Source organism: Providencia vermicola (genome assembly GCF_010748935.1).
Classification (GTDB): Bacteria; Pseudomonadota; Gammaproteobacteria; order Enterobacterales; family Enterobacteriaceae; genus Providencia; species Providencia zhejiangensis.
In genome coordinates this window covers 1,635,585-1,647,997 of record NZ_CP048796.1, presented here as the reverse complement: position 1 = coordinate 1,647,997, position 12,413 = coordinate 1,635,585, and the positions used below count along the sequence as shown (strand labels likewise).

At 41.0% G+C, this 12,413-nt stretch carries 9 protein-coding genes; 2 read left to right on the top strand and 7 right to left on the bottom strand.

Going from position 1 to position 12,413, the window contains the following annotated elements; translation table 11 throughout:
- Positions 1-175: 175 nt before the first annotated feature.
- Together G3341_RS07275 and glyA are read right to left on the bottom strand one after the other, a co-directional pair.
- A complete protein-coding gene (locus G3341_RS07275; protein ID WP_163861023.1) occupies positions 176-1,327 on the bottom strand; it encodes a 3-phenylpropionate MFS transporter in 1,152 nt (383 codons plus the stop codon).
- A gap of 80 nt (positions 1,328-1,407) precedes the next feature.
- The gene (gene glyA, locus G3341_RS07270; RefSeq protein WP_154625167.1) at positions 1,408-2,661 is read right to left on the bottom strand and encodes a serine hydroxymethyltransferase; all 1,254 of its coding nucleotides are present in this window, start codon (positions 2,659-2,661) and stop codon (positions 1,408-1,410) included.
- 352 nt (positions 2,662-3,013) lie between these two features.
- Here glyA and hmpA point away from each other — a divergent pair, with 352 nt between their 5' ends.
- A complete protein-coding gene (gene hmpA / locus G3341_RS07265; protein ID WP_163861022.1) occupies positions 3,014-4,213 on the top strand; it encodes an NO-inducible flavohemoprotein in 1,200 nt (399 codons plus the stop codon).
- A gap of 445 nt (positions 4,214-4,658) precedes the next feature.
- Here hmpA and glnB read toward each other — a convergent pair whose 3' ends face one another.
- The 5 genes from glnB to G3341_RS07240 all read right to left on the bottom strand — a co-directional run bounded on the left by glnB (position 4,659) and on the right by G3341_RS07240 (position 10,371).
- The gene (glnB, locus tag G3341_RS07260; protein ID WP_004912721.1) at positions 4,659-4,997 is read right to left on the bottom strand and encodes a nitrogen regulatory protein P-II; all 339 of its coding nucleotides are present in this window, start codon (positions 4,995-4,997) and stop codon (positions 4,659-4,661) included.
- 12 nt (positions 4,998-5,009) lie between these two features.
- Positions 5,010-6,632, bottom strand: a complete 1,623-nt coding sequence (locus G3341_RS07255) for an NAD+ synthase (protein ID WP_163861021.1) — start codon at positions 6,630-6,632, stop codon at positions 5,010-5,012.
- Positions 6,633-6,750: 118 nt separating this feature from the next.
- Entirely contained in the window at positions 6,751-8,091 is a 1,341-nt protein-coding gene (glrR, locus tag G3341_RS07250; protein ID WP_163861020.1) for a two-component system response regulator GlrR, read from the bottom strand.
- Positions 8,078-8,929 carry a two-component system QseEF-associated lipoprotein QseG gene (qseG, locus tag G3341_RS07245; protein WP_154625171.1) on the bottom strand — a complete coding sequence of 284 codons (852 nt, stop codon included), beginning with the start codon at positions 8,927-8,929 and terminating at the stop codon, positions 8,078-8,080. The genes glrR and qseG overlap by 14 nt, the downstream gene beginning before the upstream one ends.
- A gap of 2 nt (positions 8,930-8,931) precedes the next feature.
- Complete coding sequence (locus G3341_RS07240; RefSeq protein ID WP_154625172.1) at positions 8,932-10,371, bottom strand: sensor histidine kinase; 1,440 nt, start codon at positions 10,369-10,371, stop codon at positions 8,932-8,934.
- A gap of 917 nt (positions 10,372-11,288) precedes the next feature.
- Between G3341_RS07240 and G3341_RS07235 the strand changes: the two genes are divergently transcribed.
- Positions 11,289-12,320 carry a methyltransferase gene (locus G3341_RS07235; protein WP_154624684.1) on the top strand — a complete coding sequence of 344 codons (1,032 nt, stop codon included), beginning with the start codon at positions 11,289-11,291 and terminating at the stop codon, positions 12,318-12,320.
- Positions 12,321-12,413: the final 93 nt, after the last annotated feature.

Here is a 12,413-nt window from a genome sequence, read left to right as displayed (position 1 = left end):
AGTCATACTCACTATTTTCTTGCCTTTCCTCTCATCATCCCCAAATCGCACTCGTGTTGATTAGTCGACGGTATAATGGCCCTAGCATCCTGAGCAGTGAGTTCATGCACAGATACTTTCTCATCACAGTATATTCTGTTATCAATATGGCTCGAATATACCTAAGTGTATGATTCTATGAGTGTGCAGCGATTTTTGGTCGTATAAACAAAGCTGGAATTGCCAAAAGAGCCATTAAATAAAAGACAATGCCATGCTGATCGGGAACCCGTTCATAAATAGCCCCCACCATGACAGTGATAATCGCTAACCCTCCCCCCGTGGCTAATGCCGAATAAACACCTTGTAATGGAATAATTTCATTCTCTTTGCGCGCACTAATAAAACGCATTGCCGCCAAATGACATACCGTGAAAGTACCGCTGTGCAATATTTGAACGATAATGAGAATAGGTAATGAAGTGAAAGCCCCCATGAGTCCCCAACGGATAATTCCACTCACAGCAGAGAGTAAAAGTAAGTTACGCGAGCTCCAGCGGCGAAATAACTTCTTGCTCAACATAAAAACAATCACTTCAGCCACAACGCCAAGCGCCCATAATCGACCTATCACAACATCTGAGTAGCCAGCCTCTTTCCAAAATAACGAAGCATAACCATAGTATGCTGCGTGAGCACCTTGCAGTAAGGTGACGCAAATTAAAAACTTAACGACATTTTTATCGGCAATAAGTTGCTTAAAAGACACCTTATCTTCATCTGCAACCATCGGGGCGCCTTTAGGCATGATGGCGGGTTTTAACATCGTCGTGAGTAATAACGCTAAACAGCTAATAATTAAGGCCGCCATAATTGATTTATGACCTAATATATCAGCAAAATAGCCCATAACTATCGAGCCAATAATAAAAGCAATGGAGCCCCAAAGCCTAATTTGTCCATAATCGAATGGAAATTGTTTTTGCCATGTTCCCGCTAATGAGTCACCGAGTGGCACCAATGGTGCAAAAAATAAATTAAATCCAACCATGACAAAAAATAGCCATGCCCAATGGGAACCAAACGCAAAAGCGATAGAGAATAACAACGATAATGCCGCCAATATTCTTAATGCATTAATGAGGCTTGATGGATCCTTTACCATCGGTGTAATGAACATTGCACCAAGGAAACGTGCAGCGAGTCCAACCCCCAACAGTATCCCGCTCATTTCAGCATCAATTCCCTCCCCCTGTAACCATATAGGCCAGAATGGTAGAAAAATACTGTAAGCGAAAAAATAGGTAAAATAATCAATCGCCAGCCAGCGAGTTGATGGGATTACCATTATTCCTCCTTTTTTCAATGCAAAAAACCCGCTTTTACCAACGTGTAGAAGCGGGTTTAAAAAATTAAATTAATTTAATTTTATGCGTAAACTGGGTATTTTGCGCAAATATTCAATACTTTTTGTTTGGTACTTTCAATGGTCGCTTCATCATTGAGGTTATCCAGAACATCACACATCCAGCCCGCCAGCTCACGCGCATCCGCTTCATTAAAACCACGGCGCGTAATGGCTGGTGTACCTACACGAATACCAGAGGTAACAAATGGACTCTTAGGATCGTTAGGAACACTGTTTTTGTTCACCGTGATATTCGCACGACCCAATGCTGCGTCTGCATCTTTACCTGTGATATCTTTATCAACCAAATCAACTAAGAATAGGTGATTTTCAGTACCGCCAGACACTACTTTATAGCCGCGTTGCTGGAAAATTTCTACCATTGCCTTCGCATTTTTAGCAACTTGCTGTTGATACGTTTTAAATTCAGGCTCCATCGCTTCTTTCAGTGCTACCGCTTTACCCGCAATCACATGCATTAGCGGACCACCTTGAGAACCAGGGAATACTGCGGAGTTTAGTTTTTTATACAGCTCTTCATCACCACCCTTCGCTAAGATTAAGCCACCACGTGGACCCGCCAAGGTTTTGTGTGTTGTTGTCGTTACGATGTGTGCATGAGGAACAGGGTTAGGATACACACCTGCTGCAATTAGACCCGCTACGTGAGCCATATCAACAAATAGGTAAGCATTGATGCTATCTGCGATTTCACGCATTTTAGCCCAATCAACAATGCCTGAATAAGCAGAGAAACCACCGATGATCATTTTTGGCTTATGTTTCTGAGCTTGTGCTTTGATGTCTTCATAGTCGATTTTACCGCTTTCATCGATACCATAAGGAACGATGTTATACAGCTTACCGGAGAAGTTAACTGGTGAGCCATGCGTTAAGTGACCACCGTGCGCCAAGTTCATACCTAATACGGTATCACCGGGTTGCAGTAACGCCATATAAACAGCTGCGTTAGCCTGTGAACCTGAGTGAGGCTGTACGTTTGCATAGTCCGCACCAAATAGCGCTTTTGCACGGTCGATTGCTAGCTGCTCAACCACGTCAACATACTCACACCCACCATAATAACGCTTACCCGGATAACCTTCGGCATATTTATTTGTTAGCTGAGATCCTTGAGCCTGCATAACTCGTGGACTGGTATAGTTTTCTGAAGCAATTAATTCAATATGTTCTTCTTGACGTTGAACTTCTTTCTCCATTGCTTCCCACAGTTGTGGATCATAATCTGCAATATTCATTTCACGCTTTAACATTCGCTTCTCCTGCCTCAGCCATTCAATAAGTTGATAACAAAACTATCGCAATAGCACACAGTGTAAACTCTTTTTCTTCAGGGTGATAGCCCTAAAGAAAAAATATACGCAAACGTTTGCATATATTTTAATTGCCCTAAAAAGAGTTCGGTTGTATCGAGATAAAATCAGTCATATTCACACTGTAAAAACATTAAATACTGTTTTTTTCTATCTGATTTTATAAAGCCTCTATTTTTCAACTCTTTTTGTAATAGACCTATTTACATTGTGTATTAAAAGTTATAAGTTGTATTGAAAATGCATGTTATAAAAATTCATCTTCTAATGAAATTATTTCAGGAGAACCTGTATGCTAGACAGCCAAACTATCGCCATTGTTAAATCAACCATTCCAGCCATTGCTGCGACAGGACCAAAATTAACGGCTCACTTCTATGAAAGAATGTTCAAGCAACATCCTGAGCTAAAAGATATTTTTAACATGACGCATCAAAGTAACGGTTCACAGCGCGAGGCGTTATTTAATGCTGTTTGTGCTTATGCAACACACATTGAAACCCCAGAAGCGTTAATTTCTGCGGTAGAAAAAATCGCGCAAAAACATGCAAGTTTAAACATCAAACCTGAACATTACCCAATTGTTGGCGAAAACTTACTGGCCGCCATTGATGAATTACTCAGCCCAGGCCAAGAAGTCCTTGATGCGTGGGGTAAAGCCTATGGTGTTCTCGCTGATATTTTTATCCACCGTGAAGCGGAGATTTATCGCAAAAATGCCGATAAAGTCGGTGGTTGGGAAGGCTTACGTGAATTCCGAGTTGCTGCTAAACAAGCACAAAGTGATGTCATCACGAGTTTTGAATTTTTACCTGTCGATGGTCAACCTGTCGCTGATTATCGTCCAGGGCAATATATTACCCTCTATATCAATGATGATAGTTTGGCCAATCAAGAGATCCGCCAATATTCACTCACGACCGCACCAAATGGTCGCAGCTATCGTATTGCTGTAAAACGAGAAGATAAAGGTATTGTTTCTAACCATATCCATCAAAATCTCAATGAAGGTGATATTGTTTACTTAGCGCCACCATGTGGCGATTTCTTCATTGATATTGATAATAAAACCCCGGTCACGCTAATTTCTGCGGGGGTCGGCTTAACACCAATGTTGAGTATGCTCAATCAGTTAACAAAAGAAGGCCATGAGGCACAAATCAATTGGCTACACGCAGCGGAAAATGGTGCGGTTCATGCGTTCCAGCATGAAGTTAACAAGCATTTAACTCATCATCAAAACAGTCACTCTGCGGTATGGTTTAATCAGCCTCGTTCAGAAGATAAGCAAGGTTTCGACTATCAATTCAGTGGATTGATGGATCTTTCACAAGTAAAAGAGTGGCTTGTAGAGCCGAATATGCACTTCTATTTTTGTGGCCCCGTTGGTTTTATGCAATACATTGGTAAGCAATTGATTGAAATGGGGATATCTGAAGATAATATTCATTATGAGTGTTTTGGCCCTCACAAAGTCCTATCCTTAAACTAATTTAAAATTTAGCGGTAATGGTTTCGCATATTAAACACTGTTCTAATCCCATTCCTGTGTTTATGCCATTACCGCCTTTTATCAAACCAGCGATATCTTTTACTGCTTGACAGATTAACCTTCCCTTCCCCACACTCAATCCCCTCTACCATTATTTTCCTGAGCGTTGGCTTCGATAAAACAGGGGTGATGTATCGCTAAATAGCCATAAAAAAGAGCTGTGCGAGCACACACAAAACCAGCTCAATGGCAGAAATCAGGAGTTACACAATGAGGGATTGATACAACGATAATAGGGCTTCGAGAGCGTTACAACGCCTGAAAAATATAATGCTTCCGCTGGATATTGATGGTGCGGATCCCTAAGAACATACACAAGTATGTCACTAGGGCCCGCAAAAGAAGAGCACAAGGTGATGACACAAAATAAGATGAGGGTTGCGGGTTAAATCGCTTCCTCGTCTTGCTCCCCTGTTCTAATTCGGATAACACGGGCAACATCATAGACAAAAATTTTGCCGTCACCAATCTTGCCTGTTTGAGCCGTTTGCATGATCGTTTCGACACAGTTTTCAACGATGTCATCAGGCACAACGATCTCAATTTTAACTTTTGGCAAGAAATCCACCATATATTCTGCGCCACGGTATAATTCTGTATGGCCTTTTTGACGACCAAAACCTTTCACTTCGGTTACCGTCATACCAGTAATCCCAACTTCAGCTAAGGCTTCTCGGACATCATCCAGTTTGAAAGGTTTTATAATTGCATCAATTTTTTTCATAAATAGTTCCTGTTATGACCAATTTTTACGGCCAAAACCCGACGTGATTGGATAACGACGATCTTTCCCGAAGTTACGCACCGTAATGCGAGGCCCAACAGGTGCTTGGCGGCGTTTATATTCATTAATATCGACAAGGCGCACAACGCGACGCACAATCGCCTCATCAAAACCTTGTTCAATCAGTTGTGCGACAGAATAATCTTTTTCTACATAGCCTTCCAGCAATGCATCTAAAATATCATAAGGTGGTAAGCTATCTTGGTCGAGTTGCCCCGGCGCTAATTCCGCTGAAGGTGGTCTATCGATCACGCGTTGTGGGATCGCTGGAGACACGGTATTACGGTATTGTGCTAGCTCGAAAACTAATGTTTTTGGCACATCTTTTAGCACATCAAAACCACCCGCCATATCACCATATAAAGTCGAATAACCAACAGCAGATTCACTCTTATTACTGGTTGTCAGCACTAAACGGCGACGTTTATTTGACATTGCCATCAAAATAACTGCACGACAACGCGCTTGTAAGTTTTCTTCTGTGGTATCGACTTGCGTTCCTTCAAACATTGGTTGAAGCTGTGCCATAAAAGCATCAAACATAGGCTCAATTGACACAATATCAAATTCAACTCCCAACAGTTCAGCTTGCTCTTTCGCATCATGAATGCTCATTTCTGACGTGTAACGAAATGGCATCATGACGGCTTGAACACGCTCCTGACCAATTGCATCTACTGCAATCGCAACGGTAAGACCTGAATCGATCCCGCCCGATAAGCCAAGTATCGCGCCATTAAAACCATTTTTATTAATATAGTCACGAGTTGCCATAACGAGTGCTTGATAAACCTGAGCAACAGGCGACAATACAGGAGGTAACTTTTCCATAGGCACGATGCTGAGTTCGTTGAACTGGCAGTTCACCACTTGTTCTTCGAATTCCATGAGTTGATGAGTCATATCACCATTACTGGCCAAAACCTTAGACGCGCCGTCAAAAATCAGTTCATCCTGACCGCCAACTTGGTTCAAATAGACAATTGGCAGCTGTGTGCGTTGGCAATGAGCGACCAGCAAATCACTACGAATATGTTCTTTATGACGATCATACGGAGATGCGTTAATCGTTAATAATAACTCGGCGCCAGCTTGTTTAATGGCATCAACAGGGGCATCGAACCAAATATCTTCACAAATGAGTAAGCCTATGCGATAACCTTTAAAATCGATAACAGCGGATTTATTGCCCGCAGAAAAATAACGCGGTTCATCAAAGACACCATAATTTGGTAATTCTTGCTTAAAATAACGCGTTAATAACTTTCCTTGATAGAAAAAAGAGAGTGCATTATACATTTGACCCGCTTCATTCCATGGATGACCAACAATAATGGCGGTTTCAGTACTCGCATTTTGTAAACGTTCTAATTGCACTAAACAGCGCTGGTTAAAATCGGAGCGAAATAGCAGATCCTCTGGGGGGTATCCCGTGAGTGATAGCTCAGAGAACATCACAATGTCAGCAATATCTTTTTGTTTCTCAAAAACCTGCAACATACGATCGCAGTTACCTTCAATATCACCCACTAACCAATTTAATTGAGCTAATGAAATATTAAGCTTACGGCTCATAAGGTATTTATTCTCCCGAGCATTTATATTGATACCTTCATTCACTCTTAGCCGTGACTCGTTTACGGCGACTATGTCTTGAGTCACTTAACAGGATAAATGTAGACTATGTTATTCATTATTCTTTGAAGTCATTCGCTTCTAAATCGTGACGAGCCAATAACTTATAAAACTCTGTACGGTTTCTTCCCGCCATACGAGCCGCTTGAGTGACATTACCTTTCGTCATTTGCAGTAACTTGCGTAAATAGTTCAATTCGAATTGGTTACGCGCTTCAACAAAGGTTGGCAATGCCGTATTTTCACCTTGTAAAGCTTGGCTCACTAATGCTTCACTAATAACAGGTGTTGTCGTCAACGCAACACATTGTTCGATTACGTTAACTAATTGACGCACGTTACCCGGCCAGCTGGCTGACATTAAGCATTTCATTGCCTCGGTGGAAAAACTACGTACAAACGGTTTATGCCTTGATGCCGATTCACGTAATAAATGATTCGCCAAAATAGGGATATCTTCTGCTCTTTCGTTCAGTGCAGGTATCCGTAAGTTCACGACATTCAAACGATAATAGAGGTCTTCCCGAAATTCATTTTTTTCCATGGCTTTAGGCAAATTACGATGGGTAGCAGAAATAATCCGCACATCGATGTCTAAGTCACGGTTACTCCCTAATGGCCGTACTTTACGCTCTTGTAACACACGCAGTAATTTCACCTGTAAAGGCATTGGCATATCACCTATTTCATCAAGAAATAAGGTGCCACCACTCGCTGCAAAAAATAGCCCTTCACGGCTACTCACAGCACCTGTAAATGCCCCTTTTGCATGACCAAAGAGTTCTGACTCTAATAACTGTTCAGGTAAAGCGCCACAGTTGATAGCAATGAATGGCTTATTCGCCCGAGGACTGGCCTTGTGAATGGCTTGCGCGAGGACTTCTTTACCTGTACCACTTTGCCCATTAATTAATACGCTGACATCCGATTGTGCCACCATATGGGCTTGTTCTAGCAGCCGAATCATCAACGGGCTACGTGTCACAATCCCCTCGCTCCACTCTTCATCACTGATCGGTGTTGAAGACAATGCCAGTGCGTCATCAATCGCTTTATACAATGCATCTTTATCAACAGGCTTAGTGAGAAAACTAAATACCCCCCGTTGGGTTGCTGCAACGGCATCAGGTATAGAGCCATGGGCAGTTAAGATGATCACAGGTAAGTTAGGATGGTGTTTTTGAACTTCATCAAACAGCGCCATGCCGTCCATTTCATCCATTCGCAAGTCGCTAATGACTAAATCAACTTTTTCTTTTTGTAGTAGCTTTAACGCTTCCATTCCGCTTTCAGCTGTTATGACTTTAAACCCTTCGCTGCTTAAGCGCATACCAAGTAATTTCAGCAGGCTAGGATCATCATCCACCAACAATAGATTTGCTGATTTACGGCTGGTCATTACGCTCACTCTCCAATTGATTATTTGTGGTTGAATTTTCGCTCTCAGTAACAGGCTTCTCTACTTTAACCGCTTCTTTGGCCTGATTTTTATCAACTGCTTCTACCTCTTTTTCTGTTTCATTGGTATTTTGCTTGCGGGAAGAGAGCTGTCTTTCAATATCTGTCAAATTCTCTAATTTGCGTGATGTCGTGTCCAACTCAAAGAGTAGTCGAGCATTCTCCTCTTTCATACGATCAAGCTTATTATCTGTTTCTTGCTGTAAGCGCTTAAAACGAGAATTGGCTTCCGCGAGATTGATAATTTGTACTTGCTGCTCACGCCAGAGCTGAAGTAACGGACGAATTGCCGTCGGGAAGTTAAGGCTAAAGGTATTCATGCTATCGACCATTTTACGTCGCTCAGCAATCGAGGGCTCTGCTGCTCCCATAAGAATACTTTGTTGAAATGCATTCGACCAATTATCAATAGACAGTTGTAAGGCTTGTGCGCGGGCTGTTTTCGGATCAAGACGATCGGCACAATCCATCATCCTCAGCCAAAAAAGGGCATTTTCACGCGCACTCTGCTGCTGATTATCCCAAATTCCATGGCAATCAGCATAACGGTAGTCTGTGACTTTGACCTCGGGTACCACAACTTGCGCCAATGTATCTAATGGCGATTGTCCACTTTTAGTCGCACACCCTGTCAAAATTAATGACAATAATAATGCGCCTAACTGTACCGTTTTTCGCTTTTGGATAAATGTCGTTGTTTTTTTCGTTAATTCGATGTATCGCTTTGACAGCATTGTCAAATGCAGTGCTGTCAAAACATCTGTAGACCTATTTGCCATTATTATTCATTCTCTGCAGTTAAAGGCAGTTCAATTCTAAAGCAGACATCTGCTAATTTATGGGGAACAAGTGACAATTCACCCCCCATTTGCTTAATACAATCTTGCGCAATACTTAATCCTAGACCACTTCCTTTGACGGCCCCTTTTCTCACCAGTGACCCTTGATAGAAAGGTTCAAAAATCATACTTTGCTCTGATTCAGGAATAGGCGTGCCAGTATTAGCAACTTCAATGACAAGCTTATTATCTATTCTGCGGCTTGTGATCCAAATATTACCTGATTCACTGCCATAGTGCACCGCATTGGAGTAGATATTATCAATAACACGTCCAAGTAACGTTGGTTCAGCAAGGCAATGATCAATTCGTAAACGGATATCTGTTTGAATATTTTTCGCTCTCGCTGGTAAATTATGAGCCATAACAATGTCTTCAATCAATTTTTGTAAGTCGACATGCTGTGCTTCTGGCGGACTATCAGCCAACTTGCGATTATAATCGAGAAGCTGTTCAATAAGTTGCTGAAGATGCTTACTACTATGATCTAAAATTTCGACGACTTCTTTTTGTGAAGCGGTGAGTGGCCCTGCCACTTCATCCGCAAGTAATTCTGTGCCTTCACGCATACTGGCTAATGGTGTTTTAAGTTCATGAGAAATATGCCGTAAAAATTCATGTCGCTGTGACTCTAGCCAAGCCAAGCGTTCACTTAACCAGATAATACGCTGCGCTAAAGACCGTAGCTCACGGGGTCCTTTGAATTGCTTAAGATTATTTGTTAAGGTCCTTCCCGTGCCTAACCGATTGATCATTCGCTCAATCCCTTTCACAGGTCCAATAATCATCCGTGTAAATAGCGCAACCAATAAAACGCTTAATAGAAATAGGATCAGACTTTGCCAACCAAAGAGTTGCCCTTTATTTGCAATCGCTTTTTGTAGCTGCTCGCCTCGACTAAAAATGACATCACGCGTTTCTTGTATCAATACATTATTTTGTTCAGAAAATTGGCTTAATGCGGTCGTGACTTCTTTTGGTGGCTCACTATTTTCACAAACCACTGTTTTTAGCTCACTCAATGCTTGAGAAAGCGCTGAAGTATCTGTTTCTTTAGGCAGTATTGTTTTCTGCCGTTCGAACATTTGTTGATAATCAGAGAATTGTTTTAAATAAAGCGAATGTAAAGAGGCATCTTTTAATACACAATACTGACGGTAGCTTCTTTCCATTTCTAAAGCTAATCCCCCCATAGCCTCACTACGGCGAGTATCCAAAAGTGTTGTTTTATTAATTTGAGCCGCTTGGTTACTTAATTGCTCCAAACTTTGATAAGCCTGATAAGCCAATACCAATAGCGGTAATAGCACTAACCAAAATGCCATGACAACCAATTGGCGCAGGGAGCGCGGAAATAGACGCCATTTACTCAATGCATTCATCTCACACCTATTAAACGTGGTTCCATGGTAGCAGAACTGAGTACATTAGGTGAACCTGATTACGACAGTTCAGTTTTCCACTTCAAAAAAGGATGATCCCGCTAGTCACAGCAAGCAATGTGCCAATCTATTTGAAAACAAGAATGAATATGAAAAGAATGAATATGAAAAGAATGAATTTGGGGATAAAAACAGGAAGGCGGAATAAAGTGTTCAACTCTATTCCGCCAGCGATTTACTGATGTGATATATGATTATCTCTCTATAATCATATAGGTGGTGCCTCACTCCACGTGTCGTCCGGTGTTTGATAAGGTCTAAAGACGAATATCTGTGCTGTTGGACGGTAGGCACCTTACTTTGGCATCATTCTTGCTTTATGTGGTATGTTCCCACCTTATTGTGGACCGACATAATAATGTTGAATGAGCAACTGAATATTATTATGCATACATCGTGCCAACTTTTCAATATATTTTTTATTTAATTGAAAATTAAGGGTTTTTATTTAAAATCTCACAATTAATTTCTTTTTCTGGCCCTAAACCTATCACCCATTATCACAAATTGTCTCTTATTAAAGACACCTATCACCCGGATATAAATTATCCTTTAATTTCAATAATTTAAATGTCGCCAATTAGCGACAGTCTAATAGTGGGTTTGTCGCTAAATTTATACACATCCGTAAATACGCCTGATTGCCTACCCCTAAAACCACAAAATCATTAATAAAATTACTTAATAAAAGTATTAGCTGTAAGTATCAAAAAGAAAAAACAACAACAAAATGACTAACTATATTGATATTTATTAACTTGTTATTTTTAACGGGAAATTTCACCAATCTAAAAACATCAACAATACTTAAGTTAAGGTGATCTTTTTTAGCCTTCGAAAACTCAATGAGGAAATTTATGAACGTACAATCAAACAATAGGATAGAAACCATTGATATGCAGCCCGCGCTGCATGTGCTGGAACAAACTATCGGTTTTGTCTTCCAAGCTGCGCTACGTGCTGCTGTGCAGTTAAATATCGCAGACCATTTAACACAGGGAGCAAAAACCATTCATCAGTTAGCCGATAGCATGAATGTGGATGCAAAAATAATTAAAAAAATCCTGCGAGTACTTGCGACACGTAACATTTTTACCTGCCAAGGGGGAACCCATTACGCGCTCACTCCAGAAGCCGCATTTTTATGCTCGGATCACCCCTACTCATTACGTCCCGCAATCCTCTGGCTGACAGATAAAACCTTTTGGTTAACCAGTGCAAGGTTTGCACAATTCGCTTATGGAAGAAAGCCATTTGAAGAGCTATTCGGCGCTACATTCTTTGAGTACTGGGAAAAAAAGGCTTCACAACCGGATGGTTTTGATGAAGGGCAGGCTTCTTTATCAAAGATTGAAAATGAATTTATCCTACAAAACTATACCTTTCCCCAAAATATTATTGTTGCCGATATTGCCGGCGGCTTAGGCAACCTACTTCTTGAAGTATTAGCCCGTAATCCCTCATTGAAAGGGATTTTATTTGATAAAAAGCATGTGCTTGAAAAAAATATTTTGTCCAAATTAAACGATAATACTCGCTGGAAATTGCAATCGGGTTCTTTTTTTGAGCAGTGTCCAGAGGCCGATATCTATTTGTTGAAATACATCACTCATGATTGGCCCGATGATAAACTTGTTGAGATATTTAAAACTATTCGCAACGCAATGAAGCCCACCTCAAAATTACTGATCATGGATGCTGTTATCCCTGAAGATAATGCGCCTCATTTTGGAAAAGAGTTAGAACTTATATGTTTGAGTGTGATTCATGACAGTAACGAACGGACAAAAAACGAATTTATGGAATTATTTTCGCAAGCGGGTCTAAGGATCACCCAAATCATCCCAACAAACAGTCATATCAGCATCATTGAAACTGTTCCAATCTAATTCGCGGCAAACAAAAAAATAGCCCCATCAGACGGGGCTATCAGACTGCCGCTAAACCTATTATATTTGGCGGCAAGTCGAATCGGTTTTGAA